Here is an 18,787-nt window from a genome sequence, read left to right as displayed (position 1 = left end):
CCAGCCCGCGAAATCGCGAACAGGCTCTACCGACATTAGCCCCTCCCACCCGCGCCGCGCCGGCCCCGCGCCGGACGGCCCCGAGGACACGCCATGAACGCACCCGCCCCTGCCCATGACGCGCGCGCGCTGCGCCGCGCGCTCGGCAACTTCGCCACCGGCGTCACCGTCGTCACCGCGACCGCGCCGGACGGCGAACGCGCCGGCGTCACCGCCAACAGCTTCAACTCCGTCTCGCTGGACCCGCCGCTGGTGCTGTGGAGCCTGGACAAGCGCTCCGCCAGCAACGCGGTGTTCGAACAGGCCGGCCACTTCGTCGTCCATGTGCTGGCCGCCGACCAGATCGAGCTGTCCAACCGCTTCGCCCGCCCCAGCGCCGACAAATTCGCCGGCCTGACGCCGGAAACCGGCCTTGGCGGCGCGCCCTTGCTGGACGGCTGCGCCGCCCGCTTCCATTGCCGCCTGCATCAAAAGCTGGACGGCGGCGACCACTGGATTCTGCTGGGCCTGGTCGAAACCTTCGACGACTGCGGCGCCGCGCCGCTGCTCTACCACCAGGGCGTGTACGCCGCCGCGCTGCCGCGCGCGCGCCCGGCCGCCGCCGCGGAACCGCTGCCCGGTTGGCTGGGCGACAATCTGCTCTATCTGCTGACCCAGGCGCTGCAGGCCTACCAGGCCAGCTACCGGCCGCGCCAGCTCGCCACCGGGCTGAGCGGCGGCGAAGCGCGGCTGCTGCTGGTGCTGGAACAGCAAGCGGAACAGGATGCCTGCGCGCTGCAACGCGAGACGGCGATGCCGCCGGAGGCGATAGAACTGGCCGAGGCCGAGCTGCGCCGCAAGGGGCTGCTGAGCCGCGACGCCGCCGGCTGCCGCCTCAGCGAGGCCGGCCGCGAGCAGGCCGCCACGCTGTGGCGCATCGCCGGCCAGCAGCAGCGGGAGATTCAGTCCGGCCTGGACGAACAGGATCTGGCCGCCTGCAAGCGCGTGCTGCGCGCGCTGATCCGCCAGGGCTGAGCCCGCCTCCCGTCGCCGCGTCCGCGGCGGTCAAGGTCCGGGGCGCGCCGGGTCAAGGCCGCCGCGCGCGGCCGCCCTATGCTGGAGCGACCGCCCATCCTCAAACAGTCCAAGGGCGGCGCGACCACAAGGGAGACGCCATGCGCGACTACGACTACATCCTGATCGGAGCCGGCTCCGCCGGCTGCGTGCTGACCCACAGGCTGATCCAGGCCGGCAAGCGCGTGCTGCTGCTGGAAGACGGCCCGCCGGACGACAACCCCTACATTCGCATGCCGGCCGCCTTCATCAAGGTGCTGGGCAGCGAACGCACCGTCACCTACCGCAGCGAACCGCAGCCGGAAGCCGCCGGCAGACGCATCTTCGTCCCGCAGGGCCGCACCCTGGGCGGCGGCAGCTCGGTCAACGCCATGGTCTATATCCGCGGCCAGGCCGCCGACTACGACGACTGGGCCGCCCTGGGCTGCGCGGGCTGGGAATGGTCGCAAGTGCTGCCCGCCTTCAAGAAGGCGGAAAGCCATATGCGCTTGTCCGAGCCCTACCACGGCGTGGACGGGCCGCTGAAAGTCAGCGACGCCCGCTACCGCCATCCGCTGAGCCTGGCCTTCGTCCAGGGCGCGCAGGAAGCCGGCCTGGCCTACAACGACGACTTCAACGGCCGCGAACAGGCCGGCGTCGGCTTCTACCACACCACCACCTTCGACGGACAGCGCGGCAGCACCGCCGCCACCTATCTGGCCGCGGTCCGCCAAGACCCCAAGCTGGACCTGCGCACCGGCTGCTATGTGCAAAAAATCGGGTTCGACGGCGGCCGCGCCTGTCAGGTGGAATGGCGCGACGCCGGCGGCGTCCAGCGCGCGCGCGCCGCGGCGGAAATCGTGCTCTGCGCCGGCGCGCTGTCCAGCCCCAAGCTGCTGATGCTGTCCGGCATCGGCCCGGCGGCGCAGCTGCGCGAACACGGCGTCGCCGTGCTGCGCGACGCGCCGCAAGTGGGCGCCAACTATCAGGACCATCTGGAAGTGTCGGTCTACGGCCGCGCCCGCGCGCCCATCAGCCTGCTGGGCCAGGACCGCGGCCTGGCCGCGCTGCGCCACGGCCTGCAATGGCAGCTGTTCCGCACCGGCTTGCTGAGCTCCAACGTGGTGGAGTCCGGCGCTTTCGTCGACACCGGCGGCGGCGGCCGGCCGGACATCCAGTTCCACGTGCTGCCCACCCTGGTGGGCGACGTCGACCGCGAGCCCTTGCCCGGCCACGGCATTTCCATCAACCCCTGCCTGCTGCGCCCCAAGTCGCGCGGCAGCGTCGCGCTGGCCTCCGCCGACCCGGCCGCGCCGCTGCGCTTCGACAGCGGCGCCCTGCGCGAGGCCGAGGACCTCGCCGGCCTGCTGCGCGGCGTCAAGCTGGCGCGCCGCGTCCTGCGGGCGCCGTCCATGCGCCGGCTGATCGCCGAAGAACTGCTGCCCTCGCCGGCCGAAGACGCCGACGACGCGCTGCTGGAACAACACATCCGCCAGTTCGCCAAGACCGTCTACCACCCGGCCGGCACCTGCCGCATGGGCGCCGACGCCGACGCGGTGGTGGACCCGAGGCTGCGCGTCAAGGGCGTGGCCGGCCTGCGCGTCTGCGACGCCTCGGTGATGCCCGCCATCGTCTCCGGCAACACCAACGCGCCGGTGGTGATGATCGCCGAGCGTTGCGCGGAATTCATGCTCAGCGGCCAGTAAGCACCGCCCCCTGCGTTTCAAGATCCTGCGACGGCGGGGATGGAAACATCCAAGCCGCGCAAGATGCGGCCCGCCATGGCCGCGGCGTCAAGACCCGCGGCGAAGGGTTAATCCGCTCCGGCACGGCTTGCCTTCAAATGAAACTCCGTGATCAGCATGCCCAGAATAATCAGCCCGGCCCCCAGTAAATTCAAAGGCGACAAGCGGTCGCCGGCCAGAAAATAAGCAAAAACACCGCCAAACAGCGGTTCCAGCACAATGATCAATGCGATTCGATTGGGCGAAGAGGCCACTTGGGCCCGGGTCTGCACATAAAAACCGACTGCCGTTCCCAATAGGGCGATGATAAGAATCGCCGTCATCGTCTCGCTTCGAAAGGGAAGCGAGAACTCATTCAAAGCCAATGACTGCAGCAAGGACAAGCCCCCCACGACCGCGACCTGGACAAAGGCGATGTTCAATACCCGCGCTGTTTTGCTGACCTTGGACAAAACAACAATGTGCAAAGCGAAGGAAGCCGCACAAAGCACAACCAGCATATCTCCCCAATGCATGGCCAGATTTTTCAAGGTCAGCAAAGCAAGCCCAATCGTCGCCGTGGCTGCGCCGAATAGCTGACGTTTTTCCGGGCGCACCTTTAACAGCCAATAAGCAAACAGCGGAGTAAAGACAACGGCCAAGCCCGTAATGAAACTGGCATTGGAAGCCGTGGTGTAAGCCAAGCCCTTGGTTTGAAAAAAGAAGGCCAGATATAGAGCGACGCCAGCGGCGACGCCTCCGAAAACATCCTGCCGCGAGAATCGACTCCCTTTGACCCGCACCACGATCCACATCGCCAGCGCGGCGATGAGAAACCGGTAGGCGTTAAACGCCGAGTCGCTTAGATCATTCAGCGCATCGTGAATAGCGACAAAGGACCACCCCCATAAGGCGGTGACTAAAATCAGCGCGATTTCCCATCCCTGTCTGTGATGGCGTGGCTCAAGCTTACTCATGGATTTTCTTTCCAACTCAGCGACAAGCTGCGGGGAGATGCGCAATAAGCGATCAACTTGCCCGCCATGACGAATTTGGGACCGCCAGGCCTGCGGCGGGCAGCGGTCATCCGGACTGCGTCGCGGAATGGGAAGCGCACTGGATTGCACAAGAATTCCAATCATGCGGCATCTCGATGACGGCGCGGTGAAGAAAGAAGAAGCAAGAGAGGAAAATGAAAACGAGCGCGCGCGGGAGCGCGGCTCCGCCAAGAAAAAAGCCGGACGCAAGCGCCCGGCCGTGTTTGCAAGCCCCATGTCCGCCCGCTACAGCGGCAGCACCAGCTTGGCCCAGACTGCGCTGCCCTCGGGCCGGTTGCGCACATCGAACTCCTTCAACCACCTCAATTCCAGACCGGCCTTGTCGAACTGGTAACGCAGCGCCGGACCGATGGCGAAAGCCTGGCCGCGAAAACCGTTGCCCGCCACCGCCCGGCCGTACTGGACATCGTCCGTGGTCTGCTTGATGAAGTAGCCGTTCAAGCCCAGCCTCCAGGCCGGGCCGGCCGCGTAGCTCAGCGAGTAATCGAAGTGGAACAGCTGGCCGGATTGGTAATCGGTATCGCGGTTCTTGCCGTTGAAGGTGTAGCTGATCTTGGACGACAGCTCCCAGCCGGACGTCGGCAGATAGGAAAAGGCGAATACCGGACGCAGCGAGTAATGATGGGCCCCCAGGTTCAACATCCGATTGCGGTCGTAGTCGCCGGTGGGCAGCACGATGTCGGCCGCCAGCGCCGTGTGCAGCGGCCCGGCGTCGCCCCAGGCCAGCACCGGCCCCAGCACCGCGTCGCCCAGGCCGCCGCGGCTCTCATGCGCGCCGCCGGCGTCCAGGCTCAGCCTGGGCAGCGGCGCCAGCGCGAAGCCGCCCAAGCGCCCGCCCCACAGCGTCCGGTCCGACATATACAGCAGCCGCGGCACCAGCACGTCGGCGCTCAGCTTAAAGCCCGGCGCAGCGGAACGGCCGGCGTCGTCGTTGAAGCGGTCCGCCTGGTAATGGGTGTAATAGAACACGCCGTACCAGCCGGCCGGCGGCAGCGCGCCGGCGAGAAAACCCTCGGCGCCGGCGCCTATGGTGTCCGCGCCGGACTGGGTGGCCTGAGCCGTCGCGCAGGCCAGCGCCGCCGACAGCCCGGCCAGCGCCTTGATCAAGGTCTTGTGCATGATGATCTCCGTCAGGGAGTGCGGCGTCCCGGCGCAGCGGGACGCGCAATGAGAATGGCGGCTCAGGTCGGCGCCTGATCGGCTTCCAGCGCGGCCCCGCCCGGCTTCAGCCGCAGCGGCGCGGTTTCGCGCAGGCCCAAGGACAGCAAGGCCGGCAGCAGCGCGCCGGCCATGGCGATCCACATCACGATGGACAGGCCGTAGCGGTCCGCGGCGAAGCCGGCCACCGTGGGCGCGACAAAACCGCCCGCCAGCTCGCCCACCCCCATGATCATGCCCAGCGCGGTGGCGATGCGCCGCGGCGACACCGTCTCCGCCGGAATCGTGGCCATGAACAGGGTGAAGCAGCCCAGGCCGGTGTAAGTGAGGAAGACCAGCGGCAACAGCCAGACCATGCGGTCCACGTTCAGCAACACCAGCGGGCAGCAAGCGGCGATCAGGGAAAACGCCACCATGGCCGGCTTGCGGCCGATGCGGTCCGAAATCGCCGGCACCAGCCCGCCCCACGCCACCCAGGCGAAGCCCAGGCTGCTCATCACCGCCCCCATCGCCTGCGGGCTCATGCCCTTGACCTGGATCAGAAAGGTGGGCGTGAAGGAAATCAGGATGATGAACCAGGTGATGTAGCTGCAGGCGATCAACACGCACAGCAGGATGTTGCGCTCGGCCAGCAACGAAGCGAAACCGCCGCCGCGGCCGGCCGGCGCCGGCGCGGGCGCCGGCTCGCGCACATGCCGCCACACCAGCCAGGCGATCAGCAGGCCGGGCAGGCAGGACAGATAGAAGGCCGCGCGCCAACCGTAGGCCTCGGCCAGCGCCACCAGCAACGGCGGCCCCAGCACCGCGCCCAGCAAGCCCGGCGCGGAGCCGTTGACGATGCCCATATTGAAACCGCGCCGCGCCGGCGTGGACCCCGCCGCCAGCAAGGATTGGGAAATGGGCAGCACCGGTCCTTCCGCCACGCCCATCAGCGCGCGGAACAGCAGCAAGGACAGAAAGCCGGCCACCAGGCCGGAAGCGGCGGAAAACAGCGAAAACGCCAGCACCGCCGCCACCAGCATCGGCTTCTTCGCGCCGCGCCGGTCCGACCATGCGCCCAGGCCCAGGCCGGACAGCGACCAGGTCAGCGCCAGCGCCGACGCCAGCATGCCCAGATGCGCGGGGCTCAAACGCAGTTCCGCCGCCATGAAGGGAAACAGGAAGGACAGCGCCAGCCGGTCGAAAAACACGAAACCGAAGCTCAGCGCCAGGATGGCCAACAATTTGTTTTCATAGGAGAGGCGCATGGCGGGCCTCTCTTTCGCCAGCGGCGCGCGCGCGGCCGCCCGGCGGCGAACCGCCCATTCGTGTGTGCATGATGGTGTCTCCTCTTTATTAGTTGGGCGTCCGCCGCGCCAGAAAGCGCAGCGGACCCATCCACTCTAACGATGGGGAGAACGCGAAATTTGCCTAATGAGGACAGTCTTGTTGTCTGGGAAGGACGCGCGCGGCCAGGGCCTCGGCTCGGGTATGACTCGGCGTTTCGCCATAACGGCGTTTATAGCTGCGACAGAAATGGGCGATATGGTTGAAGCCCCAGCGGAAAGCCAGCTCGCTCACCGATAAATGGCGCAAGGCCGGATCGGCCAGGTCCACGCGGCAGCGTTCCAGCCGGCGGCCCCACAGGTGGCGCGTCACCGACTCGCCCTCCTGCTCGAAGATGCGGGCCAGCTGACGCGCGGACACGCCCACCGCGCGGCTGATGCGCTCGCAATCCAGATCGTCCTCGGCCAGATGCCGCTCGATATAAGCCTTGGCCCGCCACAGGCTGCACAAGGTGGAACGGGAGGCCGGCAGGCCCAGGCGCGCGCTCCACAAGGAATGCAGCCATTCCAGCAACTGGCTGGCCAGATGCCGCCGCGCGGCCTCGCCGCCGCTGAGCAGGCGATGGGCGGCCAAGGCGTCCATGCCGGCGGCGCGCTCGATGCGCACCAGGCCGCGCTCGTTCCACACCCCCACCTGCTCCTGGAACAAGGACCGCGGAATGTCCAGCACCGCCATCGCCATATCGGCCGGAAAGCCGTGGCCGTAAGGGCGGGCGGTATCGTACAGCACCACATCGCCCGGGCCGTGGCGGGCGCACTCCACGCCCTGATGGCTGAAGCCCTGCCCCTGCAGCATCAAACAGGCGAAGATGGAGTCTCGGCCGTCCCGGCTCAGGCTATGCCCGCTGCGCGTCACCGCGTGCTGGTTGGCCCGTATCGTGGCCATGCGCAGCAGGCCGAAATCCTGCCAGTCCAGCGAAGCCTCCAGCAGCTCTTCCGGACGGCGGTCGCACTCCACCCGGACCAAGAGGCGGTCCACCTCGCTCAGCCAGAAATCCAGCTTGTCGCCGTCCGCCGCCTGGCGTGTGGAAAGATGAATGTCCCCGGCGTAACGCGTGTCCATGGCGGGCCTCCTCCTGACGGCCGCCCGGCTGGGCGGCGATGGCTGAAACGGCATCGGCAAATCATGGCACAATATTTAATACATTAAAAATCAAAACCGCGGCCGCCTTCCGCGCCAGACCAGGGGCTGTCTCGCCGCCGCCACAAGCGCGGCGGCTAGCCCTCGGCCAGGCTGGAGCCCCGCACCACCAAACGGCCGGTCAGCACCACCTTGCGCGTGGGCCGCTGCGGCTGTTCCAGCCGTTCCAGCAGCATCGCCATCGCCGCGCGGCCGATCTCGTCCACCGGCTGCTCGATCACCGTCAGCCCCGGACCGGCCAGCTCGGTCCAGCTGTCGTTGTCGAAACCGGCCAGCGCCAGCTGGCGCGGCAAGGCCAGGCCCAGCGCGCGCACCGCGCGCATCGCCCCCAGCAGCAGCAGGCCGTTGCTGATCACCAGCGCCCGCGGCGCCTCCGCCTCCGTCAGCCAGGCGGACACCGCCTGCTGCGCCGCCTCGGCCGTGGGCGCGACGAAGCGCGCCGGCGCGGCCAGCCCGGCCGCCGCCAGCGCCGCGGCGAAGCCGGCGTGCCGCTCCGCGCCGGTGCTGCTGGTATTGCCGAACAGCCCGCCGATGCGGTCATGGCCCTGCTCGCGCAGATGGCCGACCAACAGACCGGCGGCGGCGGCGTTGTCCAAGACCACCGCGTCGGCCGCGCCGCCGGGCGCGGCCCGGTCGATCAAGACCACCGGAAACCCCAGCGCCTCCGCGTCCAGCGTCTCCGCCGTGGCGCGGGTGGCGGCGAAGATCACCCCGGTGACGCGCTCCTCCTGCATCAGCCTGAGGTACATCGCCTCCTTGTCCGGGTTCTCGTCGGTATTGCACAGAATCACCCGCATGCCGGCCTGGTAGGCCACATCCTCCACCGCGCGGCTGACCGCGGTGAAGAAGGGGTTACGGATGTCGGACACGATCAGGCCTATGGTGTCGCTGTGCCGCGAGCGCAAGCGCCGCGCGGACAAATTGGGCCGATAACCGGTGGCGGCGATGGCCGCCTCCACCTTGGCCTTCAGCGCCGCGCTCACCGGGCCCTTGGCCAGGGCCCGCGATACGGTGGCCACCGACACGCCGGCCGCCAGCGCCACATCCTTGATGCTGACCGTCATATGAAATCGTTTTCTCTTACCAAGATAGAAACTGGGTTTACGCAAGCATACCCTTAAAGCGTAATTTTACAACACTGCCGCTTGAGACGGCGCAAAGATGTAGCGGCGAAACTACGACTGTATTGACAGAAAAAATGTAATCGTTTTCAATCCACTCAGCGCGTGAACGGCGCCGCCCCTCCGCAATGACAGCTGGCGGGCGCGGGCCGATCCGCCATACCGAGCCTGTCCCAAGCCGCGCCGCTTGCGCGTCGGGCCGTGAACGGGTTCCCGGAACCGCGCTGCCAATTGAACCGACAGAAGAGACCGCCATGCACGACACCGGATCGCCCTCCTCCCTGATCCAGCCCGAACTGATCCGGCTGGGCTGTCAGCCCGCCGACAAAGAGGCGGCCATCCGCCTGGCCGGACAATTGCTGGCCGACGCCGGCTGCATAGACCCGGCCTACATCGACAGCCTGCTGCGGCGCGAAGCGGTGGCCAACACCTTCCTGGGCAACGGCCTGGCCATTCCGCACGGCATGGTGGAAGACCGTCAGCTGATCCGCCGCACCGGCATCGCCATCGTGCAGATCCCGGACGGCCTGGAATGGAACCCCGGCCAGCGCACCCGGCTGCTGTTCGCCATCGCCGCCCAATCCGACGAACACATCACCCTGCTGCGCCGGCTGACCCGGCTGCTGCAGGACGAGGCCAGGCTCGAGCAATTGTTCACTGCCGCAGAACCGGCCCGGGTGCTGGCCCTGCTGGAAGAAGACGCGCCGCCCGCCGCCGTCGACGCCGCGGCCGATCTGGCCGAGCGCGCGCAATGGATAGTCGACTACCCCAACGGCCTGCACGCGCGCCCGGCCGCGCAATGGGTGGAAGCCGCGCGCCGCCACGCCGCCCAGCTGCAAGTGCGCCACGGCCAGGACGCCGCCGACGCCAAGAACCTGATCAGCCTGCTGCAACTGGGCCTGCGCCACGGCGACACCGTCACCGTGTCCGCCCAGGGGCCGGACGCCGCCGCCGCTTTGTCCGGCTTGCTGGCCGCGATGCGCGACGCCTCGGCCCAGGAACAGACCGACGCCGCGCTCGCCGCGCAAAAAGCGCAGCTGCTGGCCGCGCAACAGGGCTGGACCCCGCCCGGCCACCCGCTGTCCATCGCCGGCATCGCCGCCAGCCCCGGCCTCGCCATCGGCGTGGTGCGCGTGCTGCACGCCGGCCAGCTCAAAGTGCCGGACCGCCCGGTGGCGCTGGGCGAAGGCGGCGACCGCCTGCACGCGGCGCTGAGCGCCACCCGCGCCGAACTGAACGAACTGGCCGCGGCCACCGCCAGCCGGCTGGGCAAGGCCGAGGCCGGCATTTTCCACGCCCAGGCGGAACTGCTGTCCGACACCGATCTGATCACCCTGGCCTGCCAGCTGATGGTGGGCGGCCACGGCGTGGAATGGGCCTGGCACCAGGCGGTGGAGCGCATGGCGGAACAGCTGGCCGCGCTGGGCAACCCGCTGCTGGCGGCGCGCGCCGCCGACCTGCGCGACGTGGGCCGCCGCGTGCTGCGCCAGCTGGACCCGGCGCTGAACAGCGCCACGCTGGCCGACATCGACGGCGACGACTGCATCCTGCTGGCCGCCGACCTCACCCCGTCCGACACCGCCACCCTGGACACCGGCCGCATCCGCGCGCTGGCCACCGCCCAGGGCGGCCCCACCTCGCACACCGCCATCCTGGCGCGCACCCTGGGCCTGCCGGCGCTGGTGGCCGGCGGCCCTGCGCTGCTGGACATCGCCGACGGCACCCCGGCCATTCTGGACGGCCTGGGCGGCCGGCTCTATCTGAACCCCGGCGAGCAAGACCTGGCCTCCGCCCGCGACTGGCTGCAGGCCCAGCTGCGCACCCAGCAGCAGCAGGCGGAACAGCGGCAGCGCCCGGCGGTGACGCCGGACGGCCACCGCGTGGAAATCGCCGCCAACATCAACCGTCCGGACCAGGTAGCCGCCGCGCTGGACGCCGGCGCCGAGGGCGTGGGCCTGATGCGCACCGAATTCCTGTTCCTGGAACGCGAGCAGGCGCCGAGCGAGGACGAACAGTTCCACACCTACAGCGCCATGCTGGACGCGCTGGACGGCCGGCCGCTGATCGTGCGCGCGCTGGACATAGGCGGCGACAAACAGGTGGATTACCTGAAGCTGCCGGCCGAAGAAAACCCCTTCCTCGGCATGCGCGGCTCACGCCTGCTGCTGCGCCGCCGCGATCTGCTGGAGCCCCAGCTGCGCGCGCTCTACCGCGCCGCCCGCGGCGGCCAGCCGCTGTCCATCATGTTCCCGATGATCACCTCGCTGAAGGAAATCACCCGGCTCAAGGGATGGTGCGAAGGCATACGCCGCGAGCTGGACGCCCCGGCGGTGCCGCTGGGCATCATGGTGGAAGTGCCGGCCGCGGCCATGCTGGCCGATCAACTGGCCGAATACGTGGACTTCTTCTCCATCGGCACCAACGACCTCACCCAATACACGCTGGCGATGGACCGGCAGCACCCAGAACTGGCGGCCGAAGCCGACAGCCTGCACCCCGCGGTGCTGCGGCTGATCCAGCACACCGTGGCCGGCGCCTCCCGCCATCAGCGCTGGGTGGGCGTGTGCGGCGGCATCGCCGGCGATCCCTTCGGCGCCGCGCTGCTGACCGGCCTGGGCGTGGCCGAGCTGTCGATGAGCCCGCGCGACGTGGCCGCGGTCAAGGCCAAGCTGTGCGCCAACGGCCACGACCGGCTGCGCGAGCTGGCGCAGCAAGCGCTGGCCTGCGACAGCGCCGACGAAGTGCGCATGCTGGCACGGGAGCTGACATGAGCACGCGCGTCCACACCCTCACCCTCAATCCGGCGCTGGACCAGACCATCGCCCTGGCCCGGCTGACGCCCGGCGCGGTCAACCTGGCGCAAAGCGCCAGCAGCAACGCCGGCGGCAAGGGCGTCAACGTGGCCAGCTGCCTGGCGGACTGGGGCGCGCCGGTAAGCGTCTGCGGCCTGCTGGGCCGCAACAACAGCGAAGCCTTCGAACAGTTGTTCCTGGACAAGCGCATCGCCGACCACATGCTGCGCCTGCCCGGCGACACCCGGGTCAACATCAAGCTGGCCGACCTCTCCAGCGGCGACACCACCGACATCAATCTGCCCGGCATCGCCGCCGGCGAAGCGCAGCTGGAACAAGTGGGCGCCGAACTGGCCGCCCGGCTGCGCCCCGGCGACATCGTGGCCTTGTGCGGCAGCCTGCCGCCCGGCCTGCCCGCCAACAGCTATCTGCGGCTGTGCCGGCTGCTGCGGCCGCTGGGCGCGCGGCTGCTGCTGGACAGCAGCGGCGAGGCGCTGAGCCAGGCGCTGGACGGCGACGCGCCGCCGCATTGCGTCAAGCCCAACCGCCACGAACTGGAGCACTGGGCCGGCCGCGCCCTGCCCGACACCGCCGCGGTGCTGGACGGCGCGCGCGGGCTGCTGCAACGCGGCGTGGAACAAGTGGTGGTGTCGCTGGGCGCGGACGGCGCGCTGTTCGCCGGCCGCGACCACGCGCTGCTGGCCGCCTTGCCCGCGCAACAACCGCTCAGCACCGTGGGCGCCGGCGACGCGCTGGTGGCCGGCCTCGCCGCCGCGCGGCTGGACGGACTGGACCGCGAGGCCGAAGCCCGGCTGGCGGTGGCCTTCGCCGCCGCCAAGCTGGCGCGCGTCGGCCCGCACCTGCCGCCGCCGGAACAAGTGCGCGCGCTGGCGGCGCAAGTCCGGCTGCGAAACCTGGGCTAAGCGCCTGTTAACGACGCGGCATCAGGGGGCTTCGCCTGCGGCTCCAAACTAAAAACACAAGGGAAACAACGCCATGAACCTACTTGCCATCATCGCCTCCGGCGAACGCAGCACCCAGGGCCGGCTGGCCGCGGAAGCGCTGCGCCAGGCCGCCCAAGGGCTCGGGCATTCTCTCAGCCTGGAGCTGGACGGCGCGCCGCCGCTGGACGCGGCCGAAATCGCCGCCGCCCAGGCCGCGCTCCTGATCGGCCCCGCCGCCGATCCGCGCCTGGACGGCCTGCCCGCGCTCCGCCTGAGCCTGGACCAGGCCCTGGCCGATCCTGCCGACGCCGTCCGCCGGGCCGCGGCCCTGAGCTCCCCGCAAACCGAAGCGCTGCGCATCGTCGCCGTCACCTCCTGCCCCACCGGCATCGCCCACACCTTCATGGCGGCGGAGGGCCTGAGCCAGGCCGCCCAGGCGCTGGGCCACGCCATCCGCGTGGAAACCCAGGGCTCGGTGGGCGCGCAGAGCGCGCTCAGCGCCGGCGAGATCGCCGAAGCCGATCTGGTGCTGATCGCCGCCGACACCCAGGTGGAGCTGAGCCGCTTCCACGGCAAGCGTCTGTTCCAGAGCGGCACCAAGGCCGCCATCAACGACGGCCGGGCGCTGCTGCGCCGCGCCATCGCCGAGGCCGCGCCCCACCGGCCGGACACCGCCGGCGCCGCGCCGGAAAAACCGGCCAGCGAGCGCAGCGGCCCGTACAAGCACCTGATGACCGGCGTTTCCTTCATGCTGCCCTTCGTCACCGCCGGCGGCATCATGATCGCGCTGGCTTTCGCGCTGGGCGGCATCTACGCCTTCGACGACGCCAACAAGGGCACCCTGGCCTGGGCGCTGTTCCAGATCGGCGCCAAATCCGCCTTCGCGCTGATGGTGCCCATCCTCGCCGGCTATATCGCCTACTCCATCGCCAACCGTCCCGGCATCGCGCCCGGCATGGTGGGCGGCATGCTGGCCGCCAGCCTGGGCTCCGGCTTTCTCGGCGGCATCATCGCCGGCTTCATCGCCGGCTACGGCACCGACTGGCTGAACCGCAAGATCCAGCTGGGCCGCAATCTGGACGGCCTCAAGCCTGTGCTCATCCTGCCGGTGCTGGGCTCGCTGCTGGTGGGCCTCTTGATGATCTACGTGATCGGCGGCCCGGTGGCCGCCCTGCTGGGCATGCTGACCGAGGCGCTGAAGAGCTTGCAAGGCAGCAGCGCGCTGGTCCTGGGCGCCATCATCGGCGCGATGATGGCCTTCGACATGGGCGGCCCGGTCAACAAGGCCGCCTACGCCTTCTCCACCGGCCTGATCGCCAGCCAGGTCTATACGCCGATGGCCGCGGCCATGGCCGCCGGCATGACGCCGCCGCTGGGCATCGCGCTGGCCACCAAGCTGTTCGCCGACCGCTTCAGCGCCGACGAGCGCGAGGCCGGCAAGGCCGCCGGCGTGTTGGGCCTGGCCTTCATCAGCGAAGGCGCCATCCCCTTCGCCGCGCGCGATCCGCTGCGGGTGATCCCCGCGCTGATGCTGGGTTCCGCCGTGGCCGGCGCCATCTCCATGCTGGCCGGCGTGGAGCTGAAAGTGCCGCACGGCGGCGTCTTCGTACTGCCCATCCCCAACGCCGTCAGCCATCTGGGCCTCTATCTGCTGGCCTTGCTGGCCGGCACCGCCGTCACCGCGGTCGCGCTGCGCGCGCTGAAAAAGCCCGCCCAGCCCGCCGCGGCCTGAGCCCGCCGGCGCCCAAGCAAGCGAAAGCCCCTCCCGGCCATGGCCGGGAGGGGCTTTTCCACGCGGGTTTCAGCGCCGTGGCGCCGACGCGCGGCGAACCGTGAAAATCCTCAGCGCCTGTTCCACGTCTCGCGAGCAAGCGCGAGACAAGGCCTTGCGGCTGAAGAAGCGGAATGGCCATACGGCACATGAGCATTCTGAAGTCGTACTCGCCGGGCGACTTTTCACGAAGCGCAGCAGAGTTTGAACAGGTTCTCAGAGGCGCAAACCCACCCCCAACTGCGGACGCGCCAGCCCGGCCAAGACCATCTGCACCGAGGCCGAGGCGCGCTCAAACGCCTGATCGATGCGCCGCTCGTCCTCCGGCCCCGCCATCTGCAAATCCGCCTTCAACATCTTGCCGATGCCGGACAAGGTCTCCGTCACCTCCGCGCCGCGTGCGTTGAAACGCTCCAGCAGCTTATGCAAGGGGTAATGTTTCTTGGCCACCGCCGAATCCTTGCCGGCCAGATAGTTGCGGCCCACCGTCTCCGCCAGCGAGCAGCCTTCGCGGTTGAACAGGTAATCGATGTCGTTGAAGCGCTCCGCCTCGAACGACTCGCCGAACTTGGCGCGGCCAAAGTCGATCGCCTTCAGGAACACCGCGCCGTCCTCCTTGCGTTCGTGCACCAGCAGGTTCTGCATGTGCAGATCGCGGTGGGACAGCTGATGGCAGTAGAAGGTCCTGGTCATGTCCACCAATTGCGCCGCCACGCTGCGGGCCTGATCCAGCGACAGCAGAGGCAGGCCGACATCCAGTTCGCGGCTGACGATGACCGCCGGGTCGTACTGCTCGACCCGGGCGTAGGCGAACTTGTCGCTGACGCCCGGCGGCGCGGCGATCTGCTGCTGGGTGGAGAGATAAGCCCGCAACGCCGGACGCGACTCGGCGTACGCCTCCAGCTGGCCTTCGCGGACGAAATCCGCCCGGCCCACCCCGTCCCGCGCCTGCAAGACCCCGGTATCGGCGTGAAAGCGCTTGTGCACCCCGCCGGAAGCAAAATCGCCGTCCAGCAGATACATCAGCCCCGGCGAGACGTCCATCCGGTAATCCGCCAGCGACGCCGCCTGCGCCTGAGCCTGCTCGGCGCCCAGCGGCGCGCCCAGACGCGCCAGCACCACTTCACGCCCCTCCTGCGACAGCCGCTCCGTTTTCAGCGGCTGACCGTTGATGCAGTAACTGATCTTGCCGCCGCCCTGTTCCGGCGCCACCGCGACCGTGAACAAGTTCCGGTTGCTGGGCGTGGCCAGTTGCGCCAAGCGATTGAAAATATCGAAGGAGCGCGCCGGCGACGGGCTGTCCACCAGCTTGAACAGGGTGTTCAGCGCATCCTGCTTTTTCTCGGCGCGGAACACATCCTTGAACTTGTCCCACAAGCTCATATGCGTGGCCGTCTGCCGATCGCCGCTCATCATGCGGGCCACCCGCTCGTTGCTCAGGGAAAACGCCGGACCGCCGGCGCTGAAATTAATGGAAGAAGACATCGCGGCTTACCCCGTCAATGATAGTGCGAACCGACCGCGCCCCGCCCAGGGGGCGCCCCTGACGGCCATTCTCGGCAAGGCCGCCGCGGGACGCTTGCAAAAACCGCCCGGCTTGCCGCCCCGCCCCGCTCCGGCTATACCAACGGAAGGCGGCGACGACGGGGGCAACCATGAGGCGTGTGTTGAGCATGCTGTTGTTTTGCGGGGCGGCCTGGGCGGCCCAGCCGGAGACCTGGCGCATCGCCGGCGACATCCAGTTCGCGCCCTATAGCTACCAGAACGACGCCGGCGCCAAACCCCAGGGCCTGGACGTGGACATTGTCCAGGCGGTGATGGCGGAAGCCAGAATCCCCTATCAGTTGCACCTCTATCCCTGGGAACGCGTCAAGCAGATGCTGGGCAACGGCGATGTGGACATGGCTTTTCAGTTCGCCGGCACCGCCGAGCGGCGCGGCCAGTACGAACTGGCCGGCCCGATACGCACCGGCCGCACCGTGTTCATGGTCTTGAAGCAGCACGGCCTGCAAAACTGGAGCACCCTGGCCGACCTGGCCCCGCTGACCATAGGCCAGGTTCACGGCTACGCCTATGAATCCGCCTTCGACAGAGCCCAGCTCAAGCGCGACGCCAGCGCCACCAATCCCGAACAGCTGCTGCTGATGCTGCTGGCCGGCCGCATCGACCTGATCGTCGGCGACCGCGGCCAGCTGCTCTACTACGCCCGCCAGCTGCGCGCCTTGCCCAATGTGCGCATCCTGCCCAAACCGCTGGTGGAAATGCCGCGCTTCGTCGCCTTCGCCAAGGGCGACAGCCGCGCCGTCCAATTCAACGCCGCGCTGACCCGGCTGCAGCAAAGCGGAAAACTGCAAACGATTTACAACCACTGGCAGCAATGAGCGCCCGCCCTTGGACGCAAAAAAGCCCGGCCGCCTTCTGAGGAAGGCGCGCCGGGCCGGTCCCCGCCCGCGGCTACAAGCAGCCGGCGGTGCCGCCGCCCACGTTCAGCCTGGCCGCCGCGTTGCCGCGCAGCGACATCACGTTCTCCTTCAAGGACTGCAGCCGACGTCCGTTGAATTCATGCGCCAACTCGCGCGCCGCGCTGTTTTCCGCCTCCTCCGCCGCCTTGGGCAGATAAGAGATCTTGATGTCGGACACGTAGTCGGTCTGATTGGCCAACTGTTGGCGGATCACATTGTCGCAAGACGCGCACGGCGCTTGCGAGATATAGCCGACCATGCGTCCGCCGCGCGGCACCGCGCCGTCCAGGATGTCCTTCTCAAAGGTTTTCAAGGCCTTCAGCTCCGCGTCCGTCGCCTGCTTGTCTATGATGGCGGACAGCTTGCCATTGGGCACGTTCACATTGGTGGCGGCCTTTTCCACGCTGCTCTGACGCAGATAGCCGGGATAGGCCTTATGGCCCGGGGAATTGGCCTCGTACAGCAAATCCGCGGTGTCCTGGCCGGACATCGCGTTGTACACGCGGGTGCCGCCCGGATAGTTGTACTCGAAACGGGCCACCGTGGCTCCGCGCCACTTGGTCTCCAGCTTCTTCAGCTTGGACGAGGACGGCGGATTGGCCTTGGCCGCGCCGCTGACGCCGTTGACGTGAAACTCCATCGCGTTGACCAGTTCGCCGGGCACCAGGCTGTTCTTGTCGGTCACCTTGCTGATGTCCACCGTCGCGCCCGCCAGCGCCGCGGCGGACAAGGCCAGCATCAGAACGGCCGCCGCCGCCCTGCGCGCTTGCTTGAATGTACGCATAGTCATCTTCAATCCTGTTCGCATTGCTTGATCGCCAAGCTCAAATCCGGCAGAAGCGGCTGAGATAGCCGGACTCTGTGGCCGCCACTTCCTCTTCGGTCAAGGCCGCTTCGGCCCCCAATTCGGACGCCTCCAAAGTGGAGAAGAACTCCATCGCCGCCATGCCCTCCATCAGCAGCGCGATCGGCAGCAAGAGCTTGGCCAGCCGTTGGAAACCGCTGCTTTCCTGTTCGGACGGCGGATGCGGCTTCATTTGCTGCTGATAGAGCTTGCGATACCAGTCGCTCAGCTTCTGGTCGGTCATATTGGCGTAGCACAGCTTGCCGCTGCTCTCCGGGTAGAGGTTCTTGCCGTCCTTGGCGCAGGGGAAGTCGAACAGATAGCCCTTGCGGTCCTGATAGGCCGCGGCCAGGCGCGCCACGCGGAACTGCGCGGCCGGCTGGAACTGGCCGCTCTTGAAGCCGGACGAATTGAAACGGGTGCGCCGCACCTCGTTGTGCAGCAGGTTCATCAGATAATGCTTGTCGTATTCAGACAGGCTGTTCACGCCGGTGGTGGCGCTGCTCAGATAGCGGTCCAGCACCTCCTTGCGGATGCCGTTCTGCAACTGCTTGGCCGCCGGCACTTTCTGCGTCGCGTCGCGCAGCAACTGCGCCGCCACCGCGAACTTGGCGGCGATGGTGCTGTAACCGTAGCCGAACACGTCCAGGCTCTTGTAGAAGATGTCGCCGTCCACCCCGGCCTTGAAGGCATTGGCCAACACCAGCTTGTCCTCATCCTGGCGATAGCCGGCGCGGCGGCGGTTCAGATCCACGTCCGCGCCCGGCAAGGCCTTGTTCAGACCCGCCTCGCTGGCGAACAATTTGACCGAATCGTCCATGCTCAGATTGACGCGGTGGTAGCGGTTGAAATCGCTGAGCGCGTTATTCCACTCAATGGAATTGATGATGGGCGGCTGGAGATTGAGATCGGAGTAGGCCGAGCCCGGCGTTTTCAGGAAGTCCTTGGCGATCTTGTCACCGCCGAGATCGCCCTGGCTGCGGTTCTTGGTCTTGTAATACAGCACCGACTTCAACAGGGTGTCGGGCACAAAGGTTTCGGCCATCGCCGGCGGCGTCAGCAGCAGGCCGGCGGCTGCCAGGCCGCTTAGCCAGCGCGAACGCCGAGTAAAGCTTTGGGTCATCACGGACTCCAATGGAGATTAGAAACAGGAGGGAGGCATGGGTCGCTTTCAGGTCTGTTCAAAATCCGCCGCGGCGAGCGCCGCTTTGGAACAGGCTCATGGACGATGAGGCGCGGATCGGGCTGCCACCCGTTCACGCCAATAAATAAGCGTAATATAAAATTCTAATAGACTAGAGCCTAAACTCAGGGTTCCGCCTGAAATTGCAAAAATCGCTCATCACGCATAAAAGCAGCCTATCCGCCATGCCGCTGGCAATAAAAAAGCCGCCTGACGGCGGCGGTTCTCCCTC

14 protein-coding genes are annotated in these 18,787 nt (G+C 68.0%); 6 read left to right on the top strand and 8 right to left on the bottom strand.

Annotated features, from left to right (window positions below; all coding sequences use genetic code 11):
- Positions 1–93: 93 nt before the first annotated feature.
- Positions 94–1,014, top strand: a complete 921-nt coding sequence (locus tag ACODRW_RS19865; RefSeq protein ID WP_488906522.1) for a p-hydroxyphenylacetate 3-hydroxylase reductase component — start codon at positions 94–96, stop codon at positions 1,012–1,014.
- Positions 1,015–1,154: 140 nt separating this feature from the next.
- Entirely contained in the window at positions 1,155–2,738 is a 1,584-nt protein-coding gene (locus ACODRW_RS19860) for a GMC family oxidoreductase (RefSeq protein ID WP_488906521.1), read from the top strand.
- Positions 2,739–2,845: 107 nt separating this feature from the next.
- Here ACODRW_RS19860 and ACODRW_RS19855 read toward each other — a convergent pair whose 3' ends face one another.
- The 5 genes from ACODRW_RS19855 to ACODRW_RS19835 all read right to left on the bottom strand — a co-directional run bounded on the left by ACODRW_RS19855 (position 2,846) and on the right by ACODRW_RS19835 (position 8,502).
- Positions 2,846–4,030: a DMT family transporter gene (locus ACODRW_RS19855; protein ID WP_486635442.1), complete on the bottom strand. Its 1,185-nt coding sequence runs from the start codon at positions 4,028–4,030 to the stop codon at positions 2,846–2,848.
- Positions 4,031–4,039: 9 nt separating this feature from the next.
- Entirely contained in the window at positions 4,040–4,933 is an 894-nt protein-coding gene (locus ACODRW_RS19850; protein ID WP_488906520.1) for a SphA family protein, read from the bottom strand.
- A 62-nt stretch (positions 4,934–4,995) separates the two neighbouring features.
- Complete coding sequence (locus tag ACODRW_RS19845) at positions 4,996–6,219, bottom strand: MFS transporter (protein ID WP_486635443.1); 1,224 nt, start codon at positions 6,217–6,219, stop codon at positions 4,996–4,998.
- A 163-nt stretch (positions 6,220–6,382) separates the two neighbouring features.
- Positions 6,383–7,360, bottom strand: a complete 978-nt coding sequence (locus tag ACODRW_RS19840; RefSeq protein ID WP_488906519.1) for a helix-turn-helix domain-containing protein — start codon at positions 7,358–7,360, stop codon at positions 6,383–6,385.
- A gap of 155 nt (positions 7,361–7,515) precedes the next feature.
- Entirely contained in the window at positions 7,516–8,502 is a 987-nt protein-coding gene (locus ACODRW_RS19835; protein ID WP_227107723.1) for a LacI family DNA-binding transcriptional regulator, read from the bottom strand.
- A gap of 311 nt (positions 8,503–8,813) precedes the next feature.
- Between ACODRW_RS19835 and ptsP the strand changes: the two genes are divergently transcribed.
- From ptsP to ACODRW_RS19820, 3 genes are all read left to right on the top strand, one after another.
- The gene (gene ptsP / locus ACODRW_RS19830) at positions 8,814–11,330 is read left to right on the top strand and encodes a phosphoenolpyruvate--protein phosphotransferase (RefSeq protein WP_488906518.1); all 2,517 of its coding nucleotides are present in this window, start codon (positions 8,814–8,816) and stop codon (positions 11,328–11,330) included.
- Positions 11,327–12,274 carry a 1-phosphofructokinase gene (gene pfkB / locus ACODRW_RS19825; RefSeq protein WP_488906517.1) on the top strand — a complete coding sequence of 316 codons (948 nt, stop codon included), beginning with the start codon at positions 11,327–11,329 and terminating at the stop codon, positions 12,272–12,274. Before ptsP ends, pfkB begins: the two co-directional genes overlap by 4 nt.
- A 73-nt stretch (positions 12,275–12,347) precedes the next feature.
- Positions 12,348–14,027: a PTS fructose transporter subunit IIC gene (locus ACODRW_RS19820; RefSeq protein ID WP_488906516.1), complete on the top strand. Its 1,680-nt coding sequence runs from the start codon at positions 12,348–12,350 to the stop codon at positions 14,025–14,027.
- A 255-nt stretch (positions 14,028–14,282) separates the two neighbouring features.
- Here ACODRW_RS19820 and ACODRW_RS19815 read toward each other — a convergent pair whose 3' ends face one another.
- Entirely contained in the window at positions 14,283–15,551 is a 1,269-nt protein-coding gene (locus tag ACODRW_RS19815; RefSeq protein WP_488906515.1) for a hypothetical protein, read from the bottom strand.
- A gap of 170 nt (positions 15,552–15,721) precedes the next feature.
- Here ACODRW_RS19815 and ACODRW_RS19810 point away from each other — a divergent pair, with 170 nt between their 5' ends.
- Positions 15,722–16,447: a substrate-binding periplasmic protein gene (locus ACODRW_RS19810; protein ID WP_488906514.1), complete on the top strand. Its 726-nt coding sequence runs from the start codon at positions 15,722–15,724 to the stop codon at positions 16,445–16,447.
- A gap of 73 nt (positions 16,448–16,520) precedes the next feature.
- On the opposite strand, the gene ACODRW_RS19805 is transcribed toward ACODRW_RS19810, so the two are convergent.
- A complete protein-coding gene (locus ACODRW_RS19805; protein ID WP_227107712.1) occupies positions 16,521–17,318 on the bottom strand; it encodes a hypothetical protein in 798 nt (265 codons plus the stop codon).
- 34 nt (positions 17,319–17,352) lie between these two features.
- On the bottom strand, positions 17,353–18,495 hold the full coding sequence (locus ACODRW_RS19800; RefSeq protein ID WP_107798681.1) for a hypothetical protein: 1,143 nt from the start codon (positions 18,493–18,495) through the stop codon (positions 17,353–17,355).
- Positions 18,496–18,787: the final 292 nt, after the last annotated feature.

Source organism: Chromobacterium sp. FG89, assembly GCF_057808735.1.
This window is presented reverse-complemented; position numbering and strand designations above follow the sequence as displayed.